The sequence below is a fragment of the Pseudomonas sp. CFBP 13727 genome, from assembly GCF_014841915.1.
Classification (GTDB): domain Bacteria; phylum Pseudomonadota; class Gammaproteobacteria; order Pseudomonadales; family Pseudomonadaceae; genus Aquipseudomonas; species Aquipseudomonas baltica.
The window spans coordinates 442955-465347 of sequence record NZ_JACYUT010000005.1 but is presented as its reverse complement, the minus strand read 5'-3'; the positions used below and the strand labels follow the sequence as shown (position 1 = coordinate 465347).

8 protein-coding genes are annotated in these 22393 nt (G+C 63.4%); 5 read left to right on the top strand and 3 right to left on the bottom strand.

The genetic code is table 11. The features are described 5' to 3' along the window. Positions 1–198: 198 nt before the first annotated feature. Positions 199–2889, top strand: a complete 2691-nt coding sequence (locus tag IFT76_RS17675; protein WP_192059527.1) for a sensor domain-containing phosphodiesterase — start codon at positions 199–201, stop codon at positions 2887–2889. 101 nt (positions 2890–2990) lie between these two features. Here IFT76_RS17675 and IFT76_RS17670 read toward each other — a convergent pair whose 3' ends face one another. Continuing rightward, positions 2991–3830 carry a 23S rRNA (adenine(2030)-N(6))-methyltransferase RlmJ gene (locus tag IFT76_RS17670; RefSeq protein ID WP_122479765.1) on the bottom strand — a complete coding sequence of 280 codons (840 nt, stop codon included), beginning with the start codon at positions 3828–3830 and terminating at the stop codon, positions 2991–2993. Between the two features lie 75 nt (positions 3831–3905). Then, positions 3906–5393 (bottom strand): sodium/proline symporter PutP, encoded by a 1488-nt coding sequence (gene putP / locus IFT76_RS17665; protein ID WP_122479766.1) that lies wholly within the window; start codon positions 5391–5393, stop codon positions 3906–3908. A gap of 393 nt (positions 5394–5786) precedes the next feature. Between putP and putA the strand changes: the two genes are divergently transcribed. Beyond that, positions 5787–9740 carry a trifunctional transcriptional regulator/proline dehydrogenase/L-glutamate gamma-semialdehyde dehydrogenase gene (gene putA, locus IFT76_RS17660; protein ID WP_192059525.1) on the top strand — a complete coding sequence of 1318 codons (3954 nt, stop codon included), beginning with the start codon at positions 5787–5789 and terminating at the stop codon, positions 9738–9740. An 83-nt stretch (positions 9741–9823) separates the two neighbouring features. Here putA and IFT76_RS17655 read toward each other — a convergent pair whose 3' ends face one another. Then, positions 9824–14548, bottom strand: coding sequence for a membrane-targeted effector domain-containing toxin (locus IFT76_RS17655; protein WP_192059523.1), 4725 nt, complete (start codon positions 14546–14548; stop codon positions 9824–9826). A gap of 515 nt (positions 14549–15063) precedes the next feature. Here IFT76_RS17655 and IFT76_RS17650 point away from each other — a divergent pair. The 3 genes from IFT76_RS17650 (at position 15064) to mscK (ending at position 22391) form a co-directional block, all read left to right on the top strand. After that, the gene (locus IFT76_RS17650; RefSeq protein WP_122479769.1) at positions 15064–16806 is read left to right on the top strand and encodes a potassium/proton antiporter; all 1743 of its coding nucleotides are present in this window, start codon (positions 15064–15066) and stop codon (positions 16804–16806) included. Between the two features lie 276 nt (positions 16807–17082). Next, positions 17083–18756: a M60 family metallopeptidase gene (locus tag IFT76_RS17645; RefSeq protein ID WP_192059521.1), complete on the top strand. Its 1674-nt coding sequence runs from the start codon at positions 17083–17085 to the stop codon at positions 18754–18756. A 254-nt stretch (positions 18757–19010) separates the two neighbouring features. After that, positions 19011–22391 carry a mechanosensitive channel MscK gene (mscK, locus tag IFT76_RS17640; RefSeq protein ID WP_122479771.1) on the top strand — a complete coding sequence of 1127 codons (3381 nt, stop codon included), beginning with the start codon at positions 19011–19013 and terminating at the stop codon, positions 22389–22391. Positions 22392–22393 lie beyond the last annotated feature (2 nt).

Below are 22393 nucleotides of genomic sequence, written 5' to 3'. Positions count from 1 at the left end.
GCCCTCATGTAACCAGTATTTTCGGATCCAATTGCAGAATTTTGTGCGCCTGCCGACAACATGGAAGCACCGAGCCACTGTACCGCTTGTAAGCCCGAGCGCCATGATGCAACCTTGCCTGACGCGCCCGCCTGTAGGGACCCTAGCCTGTAAGGATGGTTGTCCCTGCGCGACCAGTACCCTTGAAGCGAGTTTTCAATGAAAAGCCAGCCCGATGCCGCCAACCGCATGGTGGCCGAGGTAGTGACGCAGCTGCCGGTGCCCTCGCGCCTGGGAATGCTGCGTTTCGAACGGCTGAACGAGGCCAGCTGGGCACTGCTTTATCTGGATCCGGCCTGCGAACGAACCTTCGGTCTTCCCGCTGCGCAGCTGTGCTCGCTGACCGGCTCGCCCTACGCCAGCCTGATGGAGCCGGAGGCGCGGCACCGTCTGCACGATGCCATCCAGGCGCAGTTGGTCGACAGCGCCCATTACACCGTGCGGTACACTCTGCACAGCAACCACGGCAGCCTGCACCTGATGGAGCTGGGCGAAGCCTTTCGCCAACGCAATCGGCAGCTGTTGCGGGGCTACCTGATGGTGGTCGACGCGGCCGTCGGCGACGTAGTCGACGACACGCTGAAACCCGCCAGCGCGAGCAGCCCGCTGCAGATGGCGCTGGAACTGAACCAGCGCGCGCAACAGGAACAACTGCAGCACATGGAGCGCGCCAGCGCCCAGCAGGCATTGATCCTGAGCCTGGCACAACAACGCTACGGGCCTCACAAGCCGTTGCTCGAGGCGGCCGAACTGATCACGCGCAATGCCTGCGATATCTATGCCGTGGACTGTGCCAGCCTGTGGACACTGCAAGGCCAGCAGCTGCTGCCCATTACCGCCTATTACGGTGATCGGCAGGTGCATGGCTGTCTGCAGCCTGTAGACCTGGGGGAATTCCCCGATTACCTGGCAGCCCTGCACGCCAGCCGCGCCATCGACGCCAGCGACGTGGCCAGCGATCCGCGCACGCGCCAGCTTGCCCGGCAACTGGCAATGCGCGATGTCAGCTCGGTGCTCGATGCCAGCATCCGTATCGACGGCCAGGTGGTCGGCGTGCTGTGCCTGGAGCAGAGTGGCGGTGGGCGGGTCTGGCGTGCGGACGAGATCGCCTTCGCCGGCGAGCTCGCCGACCAGTTCGCCCAGGTGATCAACAACCACGACCGTCGTGCGGCCACCAGCGCCTTGAATCTGTTCCAGCGCGCGGTCGAACAAAGCGCCAATGCCTTTCTGCTGGTCAACTGCGATGGCGTGGTCGAGTACGTCAACCCCAGCTTCACCGCGATCACCCAGTACAGCACCGAGGAAGTCCACGGCAAGCGCCTGGCGGATCTGCCAGCCCTGGAAAACCTCAGCGAGCTGTTGTTCGACGCGCCTTCGAGCCTGGCCAACGGCAACAGCTGGCAAGGCGAATTCAAGAGCCGCCGCAAGAACCTGGAACCCTACTGGGGCCAGCTGTCGATCTCCAAGGTGTACGGCGACGACCGTGAGCTGACCCATTACATCGGCATCTACGAAGACATCACCCAGAGCAAGTTGGCCCAGCAGCGCATCGAGCGCCTGGCCTACACCGACAATCTGACCAACCTGGGCAACCGCCCGGCGTTCATCCGCTGCCTGGATGAAAGCTTCGCCCACGACAGCGACCGGCCGATCAGCATGATGCTGGTGGACATCGACAACTTCAAACGGATCAACGACAGCCTTGGCCACCAGACCGGCGACAAGCTGCTGGTGAGCCTGTCGCGCCGGCTGCGCAACAGCCTGAGTCCGGCCGGCAGCCTGGCACGTTTTGCCAGCAACGAATTCGCCGTGCTGCTGCACGACACTGATCTGGAAGCCGGCCAGCGCATTGCCCAGGAGGTGCTGCTGACGCTGGACAAGCCGATGTTCGTGGATAACCAGCTGATCAACGTCACCGGCTCCGTGGGCCTGGCCTGTGCGCCGCTGCACGGGCGCGACCCGCAGACCTTGATGAAGAACGCAGGCCTTGCGCTGCACAAGGCCAAGGCCAATGGCAAGCATCAGGTGCAGGTGTTCACCGAGGCGTTGAACGCCGAGGCCAGCTACAAGCTGTTCGTGGAAAACAACCTGCGGCGCGCACTGACCCAGAACGAACTGGATGTGTTCTACCAGCCCAAGCTGTGCCTGCGCACCGGCCGCCTGCTGGGCATGGAAGCGCTGCTGCGCTGGAACCATCCGGAAAAAGGCATGATTCGCCCCGATCAGTTCATCAGCGTGGCCGAAGAGACGGGGTTGATCATCCCCATCGGCAAGTGGATCGCGCGTCAGGCCTGCCGCATGAGCAAAGCCCTCACAGCGGCCGGGCTGGGCCGCCTGCAGGTGGCGATCAACCTGTCGCCCAAGCAGTTTTCCGACCCCGACCTGGTTGCGTCCATCGCCAGCATTCTGCAGGAAGAGGCCCTGGACGCCTCGTTGCTGGAGCTGGAGCTGACCGAGGGCCTGTTGCTGGAAGCCACCGTGGACACCCATCAGCAACTCGAACAGCTCAAGCAGTTGGGCATGACCCTGGCCATGGATGACTTCGGCACGGGGTATTCTTCGCTCAGTTACCTGAAGAAATTCCCCATCGACGTGATCAAGATCGATCGCAGCTTCATCCACGAGATCCCGGACAACCAGGACGACATGGAAATTACCTCGGCAGTGATCGCCATGGCGCACAACCTCAAGCTCAAGGTCGTGGCCGAGGGTATCGAAACCGCTGCACAACTGGCCTTCCTGCGGCGTCAACGCTGCGACGTCGGCCAGGGTTATCTGTTCGACAAGCCGATTCCCGGCGCCGAACTGATCGAACGGCTCAAACGCTATCCACGCGGGCCGAAGGCCTGACGTTGCGCTGTGCCGAGGCGTAGCACCGGCAGTACGTGGCCAACGACCCGCCAGGGGATCGCGGGCCGGGCGGCACAGGGGCGCGCCTCACGCCTTGAGGGTCACTCGGCGATCAGCCAGTCCATCTTCCAGCCGCCCTGGCTCTGGCCGAGCAGATTCGCCAACCAGGGCATCAGCTCGCGCAATTCTTCTTCCAGGCCCCACGGCGGGTTGGCAATGACCAGTCCCGAACCGTTCAGGCTCTGCGGTGTGTCCAGCGGGTGCACCAGCAACTCCACGCGCAGCAGCTTCGGCGCGCCGGTGCTGGTGAGGTCCTGGTAGAAACGCTTGAGCGCACGCTCGTCGTCCTTGATCGGGTACCAGATGGCCGCCACGGTCTGGCGCATGCGGCCAATGGTTTCCTTCAGGGCAGTGGCGCAGCGCTTGAGCTCGTCGAGTTGCTCGAACGGCGGATCGATCAGCATCACCGCGCGTTTCTCGGCCACCGGCAGCAGGGCCCGCGGCACGTGCCAGCCCTCGCCCAGGTGCACGGCCACACGCGGGTCCTTCTTCATGTTTTCTTTGAGCAACTGGCCGTCTTCGGGGTGTTTCTCGTTGAGCAGCACGCGGTCCTGCTGGCGCATCAACCGGCGTGCCAGCTCGGGCGAGCCGGGGTAGTAACGCAGCTCGCCTTCGGTATTGAGACGGTTGATGACCTTGACGTAGTCGTCGGTCAGCGCCGGGCGGTCGGTGGCCTGCCACAGGCGGGCGATGCCTTCGAGCCATTCACCGGTGCGCGTGGCCTGGTCGCCGCGCAGGTCGTAGAGCCCCAGCCCGGCATGGGTGTCGAGGTAGGCGAAGGGTTGTTCCTTGCGCGACATCAGCGCAACCAGCCGGGTGAGGACGATATGTTTGAACACGTCGGCGTGATTGCCGGCGTGGAAGGCATGACGATAGTTCATGGGGACTCCTGCAGATGCGCAGGAGTCTAGCATTTCAGATGGGGTTTTTCAGGGGAGCTGGCAGCCCCCACTGCGTCACTTGCCTTGGTGGAACGCCGCCTCGGCGCGTTCGAAGCGGCTGACCATGGCCGGTGACGGCCCGCGGCCCAGCTTGCTGACGATCAGGATAGCCAGGCTGGCGAACACGAAGCCTGGGATGATCTCGTACAGCCCCAGCAACTCGAAGTGTTTCCACACGATCACCGTCGCTGCACCCACCAGAATGCCCGCCAGCGCACCGTTGCGGGTCATGCCTTTCCAGACCACCGAGATCAGCACCACCGGTCCGAACGCCGCGCCGAAACCTGCCCAGGCGTAGCTGACCAGGCCCAGTACGCGGTTGTCGGGATTGGACGCCAGCCAAATGGCAACCAACGCCACCAGCAGCACCATCATGCGGCCCACCCAGACCAGTTCGCGCTGCGAGGCGCCCTTGCGCAGGAACGCCTTGTAGAAGTCTTCGGTCAGGGCGCTGGAGCACACCAGCAACTGGCAGCTGAGGGTGCTCATCACCGCAGCCAGAATGGCCGACAGCAGCACCCCGGCAATCCACGGATTGAAGAGGATCTTGGCCAGCTCGATGAACACCCGCTCGTGGTTCTCGGTGACCGGACCGGCCAGCTCGGGGTGCGCCGAGAAGTAGGCGATACCGAAGAAGCCCACGGCCACCGTGCCACCCAGGCAAAGGATCATCCAGGTCATGGAAATGCGCCGCGCCTTGGCAATGGAGCGCACCGAATCGGCGGCCATGAAGCGGGCAAGAATATGCGGCTGGCCGAAATAGCCCAGCCCCCAGCCCAGCAGCGAGATGATGCCGATGAAGGTAGTACCGCGCAGCATGTCGAAGTTGGCCGGGTTCTGCGCCTCGATGGCCAGAAAGGCCGTGTCGACGCCGCCAGTGGCCAGCACCACGACGATGGGCGTGAGGATCAACGCGAAGATCATCAGGGTGGCTTGCACCGTGTCCGTCCAGCTTACCGCCAGGAACCCGCCAACGAAGGTGTAGGCGATGGTCGCTGCAGCGCCGGCCCACAAGGCGGACTCATAGGACATGCCGAAGGTGCTTTCGAACAGCCGCGCGCCGGCGACGATGCCTGAGGCGCAGTAAATGGTGAAGAACACCAGGATCACTACCGCCGAGATGATCCGCAACAGGCCGCTGGTGTCTTCGAAGCGCCCGGCGAAATAGTCCGGCAGGGTCAGGGCGTCACCGTTGTGTTCGGTCTGCACGCGCAGCCGGCCTGCGACGAACAGCCAGTTCAGGTAGGCGCCGATGATCAGTCCGACGGCGATCCAACCCTCCGACAGACCGGACATGTAGATCGCGCCCGGCAGGCCCATGAGCAACCAGCCGCTCATGTCCGAGGCGCCGGCGGACAGGGCCGTGACCACGCTGCCAAGGCTGCGACCGCCGAGAATGTAGTCGGAAAGATTGTTGGTGGAACGGTAGGCGAACAGGCCGATCAGGACCATGGCAGCGATGTAGATCACGAAGGTGATCAGAGTGGGGTTGCTGACACTCATGGGTGTCTCCTTGTGTTGTTTTTATGAGCCTGCGAGCGCGCTTCGGCGCTTCATGTACAGGTCGGCAGATTGCAGGATGTCCGGGTTGACCCAACGGCGCCGAACTTTAGGCCGGCATTGGAGACGGGCGCAACCCCTTTTGGCAAGCAAGTTGCACCTCCAGAAACATCTGGATAAACACGGTGTATCTGCTTCCTTTCGGAGCATTCGCCTGTCATCCGCTACACAGCCGCACCTGCGTTGTGCAGATTCAACCCATGCAAAAAGATTTTCCGTCGAGCGGTGCAACTTTCATCGATATACAGGTTGCACCTGGTTGCACCCAGCAAAGCGCACGGCTAATCTTGCCGCCGGCTTTATTGCCACGCACCGTGGCCCTGATGAGGACAAGAAATGGCAACCACCACCCTGGGCGTCAAATTGGACGACCCGACCCGCGAACGCCTCAAGGCTTGCGCGCAGTCCATCGACCGCACTCCACACTGGTTGATCAAGCAGGCGATCTTCAACTACCTGGAGAAGCTGGAAGGCGGCGCGACGCTGACCGAACTGACCGGCGCCGGGGTGAGTGGCAATGACGATGCGGGCGACATCCAGCCCGACCATGCCCATCAGTGTTTCCTCGAATTCGCCGAAAGCATTCTGCCGCAGTCGGTACTGCGCGCCGCGATCACCGGCGCCTATCGCCGCCCCGAGCCCGAAGTGGTGCCGATGCTGCTGGAGCAGGCGCGCCTGCCGGCCGACATGGCCGAAGCCACCAACAAGCTGGCCGCGCGCATCGCCGAGAAGCTGCGCAATCAGAAAAGCGCCGGTGGCCGTGCCGGCATCGTTCAGGGCCTGCTGCAGGAGTTCTCGCTCAGCTCCCAGGAAGGCGTGGCCTTGATGTGCCTGGCCGAGGCGCTGCTGCGCATCCCCGACAAGGGCACGCGTGACGCCCTGATCCGCGACAAGATCAGCACCGGCAACTGGCACCCGCATCTGGGCAACAGCCCCTCGCTGTTCGTCAACGCGGCAACCTGGGGCTTGCTGCTGACCGGAAAGCTGGTGTCGACGCACAACGAATCGGGCCTGTCGTCGTCGCTCAGCCGCATTATCGGCAAGAGCGGCGAGCCGATGATCCGCAAGGGCGTCGATATGGCCATGCGCTTGATGGGCGAACAGTTCGTCACTGGCGAAACCATTGGCGAGGCGCTGGCCAATGCCAGCAAGTTCGAGAACAAGGGTTTCCGCTACTCCTACGACATGCTCGGCGAGGCGGCGTTGACCGAGCACGACGCGCAGAAATACCTGGCCTCCTACGAGCAGGCGATCCATTCGATCGGCAAGGCCTCCCATGGTCGCGGCATCTATGAAGGTCCGGGCATCTCCATCAAGCTGTCGGCACTGCACCCGCGTTACAGCCGCGCGCAGTACGAGCGCGTCATGGAAGAGCTGTATCCGCGCCTGCTGTCGCTGACTCTGCTGGCCAAGCACTACGACATCGGCCTGAACATCGACGCCGAGGAAGCCGACCGCCTGGAGCTGTCGCTGGACCTGCTCGAGCGTCTGTGCTTCGAGCCGCAACTGACCGGCTGGAACGGTATCGGTTTCGTCATCCAGGCCTACCAGAAGCGCTGCCCGTACGTGATCGACTACGTCATCGACCTGGCTCGGCGCAGCCGTCATCGCCTGATGATCCGCCTGGTGAAGGGCGCCTACTGGGACAGCGAAATCAAGCGTGCCCAGGTCGAGGGGCTGGAAGGCTATCCGGTGTACACGCGCAAGGTGTACACCGACGTGTCCTACGTGGCGTGCGCGCGCAAACTGCTGTCGGTGCCGGAAGTCATCTACCCGCAGTTCGCGACCCACAACGCCCATACGCTGGCGGCCATCTACCACATTGCCGGTCAGAACTATTACCCTGGCCAGTACGAATTCCAGTGCCTGCACGGCATGGGCGAACCGCTGTACGAACAGGTCGTGGGCAAGGTCGCCGATGGCAAGCTGAACCGTCCGTGCCGCGTGTATGCACCGGTCGGCACCCACGAAACACTGCTCGCCTACCTGGTCCGCCGCCTGCTGGAAAACGGCGCCAACACTTCGTTCGTCAACCGGATCGCCGACCAGTCCATTTCCATCCAGGAGCTGGTCGCCGACCCGGTGGCCATCATCGAGCGGATGGCGACCCAGGAGGGCCAGTTCGGCCTGCCTCATCCGCGCATTCCGCTGCCGCGTGACCTGTACGGCAGCGACCGGGCCAACTCGGCCGGTATCGACATGGCCAACGAGCATCGCCTCGCGTCGCTGTCGTCGGCCCTGCTGGCCACTGCCCACACCGACTGGAAAGCCCTGCCGATGCTGGGCTGCGAGGCCAGCAACGAACCGGCCCAGCCGGTGCTGAACCCGTCCGACCTGCGCGACGTGGTCGGCCATGTTCAGGAAGCCACGGTCACCGACGTCGACAACGCGATCCAGTGCGCACTGATCAACGGCCCGATCTGGCAGGCCACGCCGCCGGCCGAACGCGCCGCCGTGCTGGAGCGTGCCGCAGACCTGATGGAAGCCGAGATCCAGCCGCTGATGGGGCTGCTCGCCCGCGAAGCCGGCAAGACCTTCGCCAACGCCATCGCCGAAGTTCGCGAGGCCGTGGATTTCCTGCGCTACTACGCAGTGCAGGCGCGCAACGATTTCAGCAATGACGCCCATCGGCCGCTGGGTCCGGTGGTGTGTATCAGCCCGTGGAACTTCCCGCTGGCGATCTTCAGTGGCCAGGTCGCTGCGGCCCTTGCCGCTGGTAACCCGGTGCTGGCCAAGCCTGCGGAGCAGACCCCGCTGGTGGCCGCTCAGGCCGTGCGCCTGCTGCTCGAAGCCGGTATCCCCGAAGGCGTGCTGCAACTGCTGCCGGGCCGCGGTGAAACCGTGGGCGCACGGCTGGTGGGCGACGAGCGCGTCAAGGGCGTGATGTTCACCGGTTCCACCGAAGTGGCGCGGTTGCTGCAACGCAACATCGCCGGGCGCCTGGACTCGCAAGGTCGTCCGATTCCGCTGATCGCCGAAACCGGTGGCCAGAACGCAATGATCGTCGATTCCTCGGCGCTGACCGAACAGGTAGTGATCGATGTCGTGTCTTCGGCCTTCGACTCCGCCGGCCAGCGCTGCTCGGCCCTGCGCGTGCTGTGCCTGCAGGAAGACTCGGCCGACCGTGTGATCGAAATGCTCAAGGGCGCCATGGCCGAAGCGCGCCTGGGCAACCCCGAGCGCCTGAACGTGGACATTGGCCCGGTGATCGACGCCGAGGCCAAGGCCGGTATCGAGAAACACATCCAGGGCATGCGCGACAAAGGCCGCGACGTGTACCAGATGGCCATAGCCGACAGTGCCGAAATCAAGCGCGGCACTTTCGTCATGCCGACCCTGATCGAGCTGGAAAGCTTCGACGAGTTGCAGCGCGAAATCTTCGGGCCGGTGCTGCACGTAGTGCGCTACAAGCGTCGCGACCTGGACCAGTTGATCGGCCAGATCAATGCTTCCGGCTATGGCCTGACCCTGGGCGTGCACACACGCATCGACGAAACCATCGCCAAGGTGATCGACAACGTTCATGCCGGTAACGTCTACGTCAACCGCAACATCGTCGGCGCCGTGGTGGGCGTGCAGCCGTTCGGCGGCGAAGGCCTGTCGGGCACCGGCCCGAAAGCCGGTGGTCCGCTGTACCTGTACCGCCTGCTGTCGACCCGGCCAAACGACGCCATCGCCCAGTCCTTCGCCCGCACCGATGCCGGTACGGCGCCGGACGTGCGTCTGCGTGACGCCCTGGGCAAACCGTTGCAAGCCCTGCAGGCCTGGGCTTCGAGCAACCAGCAGGCCGAACTGGCGCAACTGTGCGGCGACTTCGCCGCCCAATCGCAAAGCGGCGTGAGCCGGCTGCTCGACGGCCCCACCGGCGAGCGCAACAGCTACACCATTCTGCCGCGCGAGCACGTGCTGTGCCTGGCCGACACCGAAGCCGACCTGCTGGCGCAGCTGGCAGCGGTGATGGCCGTGGGCTCCAGAGCGGTAGTGCCCGACAACGAGCTGGGCAAGGCCGTGCGCGGGCGTTTGCCCAAGGAAGTGCAGGCGCGCATCCAGTTGGTGCCGGAGTGGAACAAGGACGAGGTGCACTTCGATGCCGTACTGCATCACGGCGACTCCGACCAGCTGCGCGCGGTGTGCGAGCAGATCGCCAAGCGCAGCGGCGCCATCGTTGGTGTGCATGGCCTGTCGCAGGGTGAAACCGGCATCTGCCTGGAGCGCCTGGTGATCGAGCGCGCGCTGAGCGTGAACACCGCCGCCGCCGGTGGTAACGCGAGCTTGATGAGCATCGGCTAACGCCGTCACGAAGGAAAACGCCACCCCGGCCTGCGCCGCGGTGGCGTTTTTTTTGCCTCTCCATCAGGCGCATCGGTCGGTATTCAGGGCTGCACGAGGCTCAGGTTCTGCTCGGCCATGGCCGCCAGCAGGCCCTGCAGTGTCCAGAACCTGCGTCCATGGACCTTGTCCCAACTGGGCCGCGACAACCAGTAGCGGCCCAGCGTCTTCTCGATGGGCGTGTGGTAGATGTTGCCGTCGCGACTCAGGTGCACCACCTGGCGCTTGCCTTCTACCTTCTGCAGGTAGAAGGAGCCGGGATGGATCAACCGCGGCGGCGCCGGTCCCAGACCGACGGGCGTGTGGGTCAGCAAGGCTTCCATCTCGGTGGCCAAAGCTAGCTGCGACGCAGTGAGCTCGCCAGTGCCAGCCGACGGACGCAGATGCTGGGTGGGTACTTCCAGCTCCAGCAGAAAGTCGGCTTTGACCATGCCCTGATTGAAATGGGTCTCGAAGCCCGGATCCGAACGCAGGCCAGGTCTGCCGCCGGCATCCGGCGTACTGACCCGTACCCCGATGGCCTTGTTGAGTTCGGCCAGGCCTGGCGTGCCCTTGAAGGTGTTGGCGTGACTGTTGCCCACCAGCGCCACCCAGTTGTGCTCGCCCGTGGCGTGCTGATGGTCGGCAATGACCCGGGTCGCCAGGTAGCTGAACATGCGCTGACGCGCCGTGCTGCGCGCATCCATCACGCCCTTGGCATACCAGCTGGCAGCGCAATCGAGGCTGACCACCTGCAGACCGGCGTCGTGGGCCTTGACCACCACCTGCTCGAAGGTGAAAGGCTGCCCCGCGTCCACTTTGTGGCCGGTGTCGAGCGACTGCAACCGGGCTTTCAACGCCGGCGTCATGACGCCGCTGCCATTGAAGGCTTTGAGGTCGTCGGCCAGGAAATCCATTGGCAGATGCTCGAAGTACAAGGTCTTCACGCCAGTGGCTGCAAGCGTCGCGAAGTTGTCGATCAGAAACCGCTTGGAGGCTGCCGAGGAATGGGCTTCCCCCACCACCAGGCCATTGGCGTTTTCATACACGGCGGCAATCAAGGCAGCAGGTTGAACGTCGCTGGCCAGCACCGGCAGCGGCACGCGCGGTTCGCGCGGTGTGTGCTCGAGGTAGGCATCGGCGTCCTGCAACAACTGCCGGCGCTGGGCGAAGAACCGACTGCGGGCTGCATCCCCCGGCGTGGCCTGCAGCGACGCAGCCATTTCATCGAGGTTGTAGCGCCCCCCTCGGGCCAGTACCTGGCTCATGACCGGACGATCATCCGGTACGATCAGGTAGTCGCCCATGGCGCTGGGGTCGGCAGTGGCCCCGGTGCTGCTTCCTGCACGCGAGCGGCCGCCGGCGCGTAAACCGGTATCCAGATGAGTGACGAAGCGTCCATCGGGGCCTGGGCGAACCGGATGTTCGTGGTTGTTGGCTGCGGTTCGACGCAGGCGCAAAGTGAGTTCGCCGCGGCGACGAAACACTTCGTAGGCCTGGCCATCCTGCCAGAGATAGAGCTTGCCGCCCTGTTTCCAGGTACCGGCGTCGGGTCCGCGCTGGAGCCTGGCGCCGACCAGGCTGACCGACGTCTCGTGGCCTGCGAAACCGTCGAGCCGCGTTCGCTGCGGGCTTACCTGCAGCGCAGCCGGGCGCAGGCCCTGGCGCGGCTTCAAACTGCTGCGCGCGACTTTGGCAGCCGCCATCCCCGGCAGAAATGACAGCAGGGCGAAACCGAAGTTGAGTTCGGCCGATGCCAGGCGGCGCAAGCCCAGCGCGGGGTCACTGCCCGCAAAGGCCTGCACCGCCTGCCTGGCGTCATGCCAGCCGTCGCTGAGCTGCATCAGCGTACCGATACCCGGCAGGTAGGCAAGCCCGGACATCAATAACTGTTGACCACCCTCGCGCAGTTGCCGCGCGAAAGCCGCACGCACATCCTCGCGGCTGCGAGAGATGAGGCTGGCATCATCGAGCAGCTTCGATCGGTGATCGCGCAGCAGTTTGGTCGCCAACGGCCAGACAGGATCGGCCAACGGGGAAAACTTGATGAAGCGGCCATAGCTGCGTTGATAAGCCTGCTCGATGTAGCTTTCGCGCGCGGCCGTGGGTTGGCCGACGCCCGCTTGTCCCGCCAACCACCGGCGCACCGATGCGCTGCGCAGGCGCAACAACAGGCTGTCGCGCAGGCCTTGAACACTGGTTGCCTGGATGAAGTGAGCGCCGTGCGGCACATCGGGCAGGTACAGGCAGTGAAGGCCTTGGGCGGGTGCCTGGATCAGCAGCAGGCCGCTGGACAAGTCCGCCTGGCCGGGCCCAAGGCTCAGGGTGACCGCGCCGAGTGACACCCCCAGCGCCGCTTGCGCGGCGGCGGACCTGCACTGCGCCGCCCTTTCCAGCATCTGCCAGGCCTGCTCGGTCAGCCAACCCTGACACCAGGCACCAAACGCCTGCAGCCTGAATGCCGCGCTGTAGGGCAGCGCCATGATCTGCCCGTGCAGCGCGGGCCTGGCCGACGCACCCGCAGCGATGGTGAACAGCGCCTGGACGCTTTCCCGATAACGCCGGGCCACATCGAGTTCAAGCACCAACCTGCGCAAGTAGGGGATGTCCAGGCCGGCCATGCTCACCTCGGCACCGGTGTCTCGATGCACCCATTGCGCATACCTCAGGCGCAAGGTCATCTGCCGGTCGATATTGAGCAAGGCCAATTCGACGATACTGATCGTGGAATGCGCAGCGCTGGGCACCTGAATCTGCGAGGGCACATTGGGCACCGCCTTGACCTCGACACTGTCGGGCAGCCTCAGCAGCAGTCGCTCGGGGTCGATGCTCTGCTTCAGGTCGGCCCTGAGCCGTGTTTCGAGCAGATCGGCCGCGAAGGCCCGGATCGTGGTCGGCCGACCTTGCAGATACGCCTCCTGGCCCGCCGCCAGCCGGTTGTAGTCATCGAGCAGGCCGGCATAGTGGTTTCGCTGGGTCTGCCCCGCTGTCGCCAGCCAGCGAGGCAACGCCTGCAACACGGCCTGCAGACGGCGCTGCTCAGCGATATGGCCGATGGCTGTTTCTCGTATGCCGTGCGCCGGTTGCCGCAATGCGCTCGCCAGCTCCTCTCGCAGACGCTGCCGGCCTTGGTCATCGGGCATCCGCGCTGCTGCCTGATCGTACCGATCGATCGTCGCGCGAAGGTGCCTGTCGATCCAGTCTCCTTCGACCGGCGTGGTCACCAGTGGCAGTTTTTCCAGCGCCAGCAGCGGTGCCAGGCGTTTCTGCGTATCAGCAGGGAAGCGCGCCCAGAGCGCGGTGAAGGTGGGGTCACGCAGACTGGCCGTGACGCACTGCAACAGTTGCTCGAGCGAAGCGAAGCGACGCACGCCACCGCTCTCTCCTGTCTGGAACAGCAGCGCAGGCACGACCTGTTCGGTGTTCACCCACACGCTGGCCGCAGCGATGATGTAGGCTCCAGGCAGCGTGCAGGCATAGGTCGCCTCGCCCACCGCCAATTCGGCGACCACCGTACCCTCCGCGCCCCGCAGGTGAGCGTCAGGCTGATTCACGACCTCCAGTATCCGCTCAAGGTCGGCCTCCGCAAGCGTGCCCTCGCAGACTTGCAGCCCGGCGTCATGGCGCAGGGCGTTGCTCAGTTCCAGCGCCAGCGAATGCTGGCGCGACAGGCCCTGCCCCCTGTCGTGGGCCCAGAATGCACGGGTAGGCCAGGACGCCTCTGTGGTCAGTGCCTCGAGCAGCTGTCGAGTCTTGCCTTGCGCCGCTTGCCAGGCACCGTGGAGCTGGCGGTAATGCTTGTGTTCAGGGCTGTCCAGGGCATCACCTGCATACCCTTGGACACCTCCTTCGCAGGCATCCAGCTTCTGCTTGAGCAACGCCGTGGCGATATCCGGCGTGATGCCGCCAAAGGTCAGCAGCGCCCGCTGGCGCTCGCCATCCGCCCTGATGGCAGCAGCCACCACGGCACTGATGGCCTTGGGCAGAGGAAGCCAGAAGTGTGCCGATCGCTGCCCTGACTCACTGTATTCAGGCGGTGATCCAGCTTCGGCCTGGGCCACCACTTGGCTGGCGATACTGGTCCGCAAACCATGTTCGAGTACGCGCGCTGTGTGTGGAACGAAACGCACCCTGGCGCCCAGGCTTGTGGAAAGGCCCGATAGGCCGTTTGCCGAGAACTGCAAGGCCAGGCGCTGCCGCAGCACGTGGCCCTGGGCGGAAAACAGATACTCGATCAGACCACGTCCAGCCTCGGTGGCGCAGCCGAACTCGAACAACTGCTGTTCCAGCCCAGGGCACACCAGCAAACAGCGTCCTCCACCCCGGCGCTCGATCAACTCGGCGCCGGGCAGCATGGCGTGTGTGCCGTCGCTGGCCAGCAGCGTTACCGTGCTGCACACCAGCAGTACGGCGTCCTCGCCTGGCTGCAGAGCGTCCAGCAACAGCCTGCGCCCGGCCTCGGTCACTTCGCCCAACGCTGCCAGCAACTGGGCGCGATGCATCAGGTCTTCGGCGCGCAGCGCCTCTGCGTGCTGTAACCGCGATAACACGGTGCCAGGGGCCAGGTCACTCCAATAAAGGTCGGTGTCCGTTTGCAGCTGCGCCCGGGCTTGGTGATCGAGAGACTGGAGCAGCGGTGCCCCTGCCGCCAGGCTCTGCTGCGCGAGCGTTGTCTGGGCAACGGCATCGACCAGGCTCTGCAGGCGATTGAGCAAAGGGGTGCGCAGGTGGTCTTGCCCGATATGGGTATTGAGCAGGCTGTTCAGTTGTTCATCGAGTGAGGTGTCCATGGGTTCGCTCTTGCACATTGGGCGACCACTCTGGACAGCACGGCTCACAACAGCGCGCTACATAAGCGCTACCACCAGACGACGCTCGGTTGGTGGATACGAAGCCCGGCACTGCTTGCATGATTGGCCCAACTAGCAGGAGGCTTCCTTCTCTTGCCGATGAATCCTCCTACAGCGCAAACAGGCCGGTCCGAAAGAGGCTTCCCAAACATCCACGCGATACTTCCTACGCCGAAACAAAAACCTACGCACTCCCCTTGGAAAGGAGAAAGGGTGCTGATTCTTACAAACACCCTCCTCCACATATGCAAGGCGCATCCGTAAGTCCTGTAGGACTTTTCCTGCCCGTAACACCACAGCATGGCTGCTGGTGCCCGTCTGCAACACCGCCGACGTGTGATGATTCCACGCAAGGCTTTGACAGTTATGCATTTACACAGGTTATTATCCCTTGGCACGCAGCCTGCATGAGCGACTGCCTTTTCACCTCGTTTTCAGAAACCGGAGTACCGCCCTTGGATGCCACCTTCATCAACAGCCTGTTCTTGATCGGCGCGTTGCTGGTAGGTGCGAGCATTCTGGTCAGCTCGCTTTCCTCCCGCCTGGGCATTCCCATTCTGGTGATCATCCTGGCCGTAGGCATGGCCGCCGGGGTGGACGGCGGCGGCATCATCTTCAACAACTACCCCACGGCCTATCTGGTCGGTAACCTGGCGCTGGCGGTAATCCTGCTCGATGGTGGCCTGCGCACGCGGGTATCGAGCTTTCGCGTGGCGTTGTGGCCCGCCCTGTCGCTGGCCACGGTGGGGGTGCTGATCACCACCGCGCTGACTGGCGCTGTCGCCGCCTGGCTGTTCGACCTGAGCATGATCCAGGGGCTGTTGATCGGCGCCATCGTCGGTTCCACCGATGCGGCGGCGGTGTTCTCGCTGCTGGGCGGCAAGGGCCTGAACGAACGGGTGACCGCCACGCTCGAGATCGAATCGGGCAGCAACGACCCCATGGCGGTGTTCCTCACCGTGACCCTGATCGACATGATCGCCAGCGGCCAGACCGGACTGCATTGGGGCCTGCTGGGGCACCTGCTGCGCGAGTTCGGCATTGGCGGCGTGATTGGTCTGGGCGGCGGCTGGGTCATGCTGCAACTGGTCAACCGCATCAACCTGGCCGCCGGCCTGTACCCGATCCTGGTGGTAGCCGGTGGCCTGCTGGTGTTTGCCCTGACCAACGCGCTGCACGGCAGCGGCTTCCTGGCTGTCTACCTGTGCGGCCTGGTGATGGGCAACAAGCCGATCCGCAGCCGCCATGGCATTTTGCATATGCTCGATGGCATGGCCTGGCTGGCGCAGATCGGCATGTTCCTGGTGCTGGGGCTGCTGGTCACGCCCCACGACCTGCTGCCCATCGCCCTGCCCGCGCTCGCCCTGGCCCTGTGGATGATCCTGGTCGCGCGGCCGCTGTCGGTGATGGTCGGCCTGTTGCCGTTCAAAGCGTTCCATGGCCGCGAAAAAGCCTTCATTTCGTGGGTCGGCCTGCGCGGCGCGGTACCGATCATCCTCGCGGTGTTCCCGCTGATGGCCGGGCTGCCGGATGCGCAGCTATTCTTCAACCTGGCGTTCTTCATCGTGCTGGTATCGCTGCTGGTACAGGGCACCAGCCTGCCGTGGGTAGCCAAGCTGCTCAAGGTCACCGTGCCGCCTGATCCCGCGCCGATCTCGCGTTCGGCCCTCGAGGTGCACATCACCAGCGAGTGGGAGCTGTTCGTGTATCGCCTGGGTGCGGAAAAGTGGTGCATCGGAGCAGCCCTGCGCGAGCTGAAAATGCCCGAAGGCACACGTATTGCCGCACTGTTCCGCGGCCAGCAATTGCTCCACCCATCCGGCAGTACGGTGCTGGAAGTGGACGACCTGCTGTGCGTGATCGGTCACGAGCACAACCTGCCGGCCTTGGGCAAACTGTTCAGCCAGGCACCGCAGCGCGGGCTGGACCTGCGTTTCTTCGGCGACTTCGTCCTCGAAGGCGACGCGCAATTGGGCGCAGTGTCGGCGCTCTACGGCCTCAAGCTCGATGGGCTCGACCCGCAGATGCCGCTCAGCCGCTTCATCATTCAGCGGGTTGGCGGCGCGCCGATCGTTGGCGACCACGTAGAATGGAACGGCACCGTCTGGACGGTCGCGGTCATGGACGGAAACCGGATCATGAAAGTGGGCGTCAGATTCCCCGAAGGAAGTCGTCCAGGGCCTGGGCTCTTCCTTTGAATTCCTGGCGAATGAATTCAAGCCTGCTGATGAATGAACGGTCTGCGTACTCAACAACACCAATACGACCGTTCATCCTGTAAAAAAACATTCAGCCCCCCAACTTTGTACAGACTTTAACTACTGAAGCGGAATACCTTTTCTACTCAGCAAGTTGCGAACAGTGTGCAACATTGCGACGCCCCTCCCCCTTTGGTTTCTGCTGTTTCCGCTGGCGCGACCATTACATTGACCCTGCTAGCCTGATTATGTCTCAACTTCCATCAGGCCAAGCCCATGCTCCCGGATACCGTACTTTCTTTTCAAGACGCAGCGGTAAATGCGCGACTGTACAACGGCTCCCAGTCACAAAGTTTCCTGTTGACCGGGAACGCTGGTGAAGATCAATTCGTGCAAAACCGCTATACACGTTACCACTTGAGTTCCGACGGCGTTCGATTGTGGGCGCAGCCGGAAGAAGACGTTCGCACACAACGTTTCCGAATCAGGCGCTACTCGGATGACACCGTATCGATCCAGTCAGTACTGACAGGGTACGTGCTGACCTTCAATCATCAGACACCGACCATGGAGATCCTGGTGGCCGGCAACTTGAACCAGCGCTTCCGGCTGGTCACCCAGGGCGATGGCTCCATAGGCATCCGCAGGCACCGCTGGGCGACGTTCGAGGCCACCGTGGACCGTTTCGCGGCCGTGTATCGACTGGGTACGCGCTTTCCCCTGATGAACCGGCAACCAACAGGTTTCTACGCCCCCAAGAATAGCGCTTTCAAAGTGATCGTGGTACACACGGACACCCCGCCCATCGCGATGAACCTGTTCATTGGCGCCCCTTACGCCGACACGGACACGCAATACTCCCAGCAACGAACTTATCCCCTTCAACTTGGCACCAATACCATTACCGATCCTGGTGGAGGGGTCATCTACTTCCAACTGGCCAATGAAATAAACGCCGCCAATGTCATCATTCTGGGTGCACAGGAACTTCCCTACTTCGAGCACGGCAATACCTCAACAGCGGTCTATCACGCTATGCTCGATGCGCGGCCAACCCCGTACGTGGAGTTGTACAGTGCCCGGGTCGTTCTGACCGTCGATCGGGCGTCGGCGCAAGCTTACAAGAACAGTGACATACCGCTGCTGATGGCAACTTACGAGCGCATCATTGACGTGCAAGAGACGTTACTGGGTCTGGACAAGGCAGAAGAACTCCATGCACCGGCTCCGCTGAAATATCACCTTGTACTGGGTAACCACGGTGGCGCTGGATCGGCCCATGCCTCCAACGGATACACGGCGTACAACATGGCGTATGCACGAGGGCTGCTTGAACCCGAGCGCCTCAAGGCAGAGTGGGCAGTGCCTCACGAAATAGGTCATCAGAACCAGATGCGCGCCTACCTGCCCAACGATTTCAGCGAAGTGACCAACAACCTCTCCGCCATGGCGACCCAGCGGGTATTCGGTGTGCGGTCGAATCTGACTCACCCCGGCGCGAACGGCAAGGACACCTGGGACAATGCGCTGGAAAAGCAGGCCGCGGCTGATCTGGACATAACCCAGCTGTCTGCGTTCGAGCGTCTGGCGGCCCTGGAGCAACTACGCCTCGGGTTCGGCGACGCTTTTTGGCCACGGTTGAACCGGATTGCCCGTGAGCAGGGCCCTTGGAGCACAACGCCCTCGCGAGCCCAATCGTTCGATAATTTAGCACTGTTTGGGAGCATGGCCGCTTGGGCTGATCTGCGAGCCTTCGTGCGCGCCTGGGGGATGCCTCTTTCAACGGCAGCCGATCAGCAAATTGCCCAGATGCGTCTGCCTGCGCCGCCTGCAGATCTGCTGACGCTCAGGGAGCCTCGGGCTGGAGTGAGTGCGAGCTCCGGCCCTGAGAAAGAGCCGGAATGTGGCACCGAGCCGCCCGGCGACACGTCTCTGCTTAAAGATGCCTAGACTGGCTCGAAGGGCTCTGGCTCCAGCGATTTGGTCGGGGCCGCAGTCCGGCCCCGCCCGAGACTGTGCGACGGACCGAAGGCGCATGAACCGGACTGTTCACGTGACATAGCCTGGCCTGCGTCAGGCAATGCGGTCATGCACGGGAACCGGATCATGAAAGTGGGCGTCAAATTCCGCGAAGGAAGTGGTCCAGGGCCTGGACTCTTCCTCTAAACTGCCCATCTCTCTTCGAGCTGTACGACGTCTAACCTATGCGCAATTTTCTTTCCGCAGCCCTACTGGGGCTGTGCATGGCTGTCGCCGGCGTTCAGGCTGCCGACCCCCTCAACCGTGAAACGGTGCAACAGAACCTCGACAAGATCGCCGAGCGCAAGCTGCCAGAAGCCGACCAGAAGGCGCTGCAGCAGGTGTTCGAGCAGACCCTGGGGCTGCTTGGCAACCAGGCCGACAATGAACGCAAGCTGGCCGAGCTCAAGCAGCAACTGGCCGATGCGCCGAAGCAGACCCTGGAGGCGCAGCGCGAGCTGAGCCGTCTCAAGGGCATGCCGATCATCCCTGTGAGCCAGCGCTATGCCACCTTGAGCGTGCCGCAGCTGGAGCAGATCTTCAGCGAGCGCACCACCGAGCAGGGCGAATTGCAAAAGGCCTTGTCCGATGCCAACAGCCTGATCATCACCGCGCAGACCCGCCCGGAACGCGCGCAGACCGAAATCAGCGCCAGCCAGAACCGTATCCAGCAGATCAGCGGCATTCTCAAGTTGGGCAAGAACGACGGCAAGGCGCTGACCCCCGACACGCGCAACCAGTTGGCGGCCGAACAGGCGTCGATCAATGCCTTGATCAATCTGCGCCGCCAGGAGCTGGCCGGCAACAGTACCCTGCAGGACCTGGGCAATGCCCGTCACGACCTGGTGCTGGAGAAGACCACCCGTTTGGAGCAGGAAATCCAGGACCTGCAGACGCTGATCAACCAGAAGCGCCTGGCGCAGTCCCAGGAAACCGTCACCAAGCAGTCGCTGGAAGCACAGAAAGCCGGCGGCAGCAGCGTGCTGGCCACGGAGAGTGCAACCAACGTCAAGCTGTCCGACTACCTGCTGCGCAGCACCGACCGGCTCAACGAGCTGACCCAGCAGAACCTCAAGACCCGCCAGCAGCTGGACAGCGTGACGCAGAGCGACCAGGCCCTGGACGAGCAGATCAGCGTGCTCAAGGGCAGCCTGTTGTTGTCCAAGATTCTCTACAAACAGAAGCAGGCGTTGCCGCACTTGAAGGTCGATCGCGACCTGGCCGACGAGATCGCCGACATCCGCCTGTATCAGTTCGAAGTCAACCAGCAGCGCGAAGCCATCGGCAACCCGGCGGCGTACGTGGACAACCTGATGGTCAATCAGCCACAGGACCAGAACGCGCCGCAATTGCGCAAAAGCCTGCTGGAGTTGGCGGTCACCCGCAGCGACCTGCTCGAACGCCTGAACCGGGAGCTGAGCGCACTGCTCAACGAGTCGATCACCCTGCAGCTCAATCAGAAGCAACTGCTCAGCACCGCGCAAGGCCTGCGTGCCACGCTGGACGAGCAGATGTTCTGGATCCCCAGTAACAAGCCGCTGGATGACGAGTGGTTCAAAGCCGTGCCGCGACGCCTGGAAAACCAGGTCACCACCCTGCCCTGGGCATCGAGCGTAAGCGAATTGACCGATGGCCTGGTGCAGCGGCCGTTGCTGTTCCTGCCCCTGCTGTTGGTGATCGGCCTGCTGCAGTGGAAGCGCAAGTTTCTCTACCAGAAGCTCAATGCGGTGCATCAGGACATCGGTCACTTCAAGCGCGACCGGCAATGGCACACACCGGCGGCGATTCTGATCAACATTCTGCTGGCCATGCCCATGGCCCTGGGCCTGGCCCTGTGCGGCTACGCCTTGCTGATCGATGCTCGCGGGCAGAATGCCGGTCTTGGCGCGGCCATGTTGCAGATCGCCCAGGCCTGGCTGGTGTTCTACACCGCCTATCGCATCCTTGCCCCCGGCGGCGTGGCCGAGCTGCATTTTCGCTGGGAGCGTGCGCAGGTGGCCTTCCTCCAGGGCTGGGTGCGCCGGCTGGGCTTCGTCGTGCTGGCGCTGGTGTCGGTGGTGGCGGTGGCCGAACTGCAACCCTCGGCGCTGGCGGATGACGTGCTCGGCATTGCCGTGGTGCTGACCTGCTACGCATTGATGGCCTGGCTGCTGGGACGCTTGTTGGTCAGCAGCCCGACCCACAAGAGCGCTTCACTGTTCCGCCGTACCATCGGCCTGTTGTTCACCGCGCTGCCGATCGCGCTGTTCGTGGCTGTGTGTTTTGGCTACTACTACACGGCGCTCAAGCTCACCGACCGGCTGATCGACACCCTGTATCTGCTGATGATCTGGCTGGTCATCGAAGCCGCATTCGTGCGTGGCCTGAGCGTCGCCGCCCGGCGCCTGGCCTACCAACGGGCACTGGCCAAGCGGCAGACGGCGAAGGACAGCGGCGAAGGCGAAGCAGTCGCCGAAGAGCCGACCCTGGACATCGAGCAGGTCAACCAGCAGTCCCTGCGCCTGGTGCGTCTGGCCTTGCTGGCCGGCTTCATCGGCGCGCTGTACTGGGTCTGGAGCGATTTGATCAGCGTATTCGCCTATCTGGACAACATCACCCTGTACGAGTACACCAGCGGCACCGGCGCGGCCATGAGCATGGTGCCGATCAGCCTCAGCGACTTCATCGGTGCGGCGGTGATCATCGGTATCACCTTCGTGCTGGCCGGCAACCTGCCGGGGCTGCTGGAGGTGCTGGTGCTGTCCAAGCTCAACCTGGCCCAGGGCAGCGCCTACGCCACCACGACGCTGTTGTCGTACGTGATCGCCGGGGTGGGTTTCGTGTCCACGCTGTCGACCCTGGGGGTGAGCTGGGACAAGCTGCAGTGGCTGGTCGCGGCGCTCTCGGTAGGGCTGGGTTTCGGCATGCAGGAGATCTTCGCCAATTTCATTTCCGGCATCATGATTCTGTTCGAGCGCCCGGTGCGCATCGGCGACACCATCACCATCGGCAACCTGTCGGGAACGGTGAGCAAGATCCGCATTCGCGCCACCACCATCACCGACTTCGATCGCAAGGACATCATCGTCCCCAACAAGACCTTCATCACCGGGCAACTGATCAACTGGTCGCTGACCGACACCATCACCCGGGTGACGTTGAAGCTGGGCGTGGACTACGGCTCGGACCTGGACCTGGTGCGCACGCTGCTACTCAAGGCTGCGCGGGACAACCCGCGGGTGCTCAAGGACCCGGAGCCACTGGTGTATTTCCTCAACTTCGGCGAAAGCACCCTGGACCACGAGTTGCGCATGCACGTGCGTGACCTGGGTGACCGCAACCCGGTCCTGGACGAGATCAACCGCTTCATCAACAAGGAATTCAAGCGCCAGAACATCAACATTTCGTTCCGGCAAATGGAGATCTACCTGAAGAACACCACCGGCCGCGAGTACAAGCTGGTGCCCGCCGAGCCTGGAGAAAGTGCCGGCACCCTGCAGCCGGCGGCGACGCCTGCGCCGGCCGAGCCACCGAGCGCCCCCCAGGCCGTGGAAGCACCCAAGCCACCGCCCTCGAAACTTGATTGAGC

Coding starts and splice junctions, on each gene's coding strand:
- IFT76_RS17655 (WP_192059523.1), bottom strand. CDS start 14,548: ATGGACACCTCACTCGATGAACAACTGAACAGCCTGCTCAATACCCAT.
- IFT76_RS17670 (WP_122479765.1), bottom strand. CDS start 3,830: ATGAACTATCGTCATGCCTTCCACGCCGGCAATCACGCCGACGTGTTC.
- mscK (WP_122479771.1), top strand. CDS start 19,011: ATGCGCAATTTTCTTTCCGCAGCCCTACTGGGGCTGTGCATGGCTGTC.
- putA (WP_192059525.1), top strand. CDS start 5,787: ATGGCAACCACCACCCTGGGCGTCAAATTGGACGACCCGACCCGCGAA.
- putP (WP_122479766.1), bottom strand. CDS start 5,393: ATGAGTGTCAGCAACCCCACTCTGATCACCTTCGTGATCTACATCGCT.
- IFT76_RS17645 (WP_192059521.1), top strand. CDS start 17,083: ATGCTCCCGGATACCGTACTTTCTTTTCAAGACGCAGCGGTAAATGCG.
- IFT76_RS17675 (WP_192059527.1), top strand. CDS start 199: ATGAAAAGCCAGCCCGATGCCGCCAACCGCATGGTGGCCGAGGTAGTG.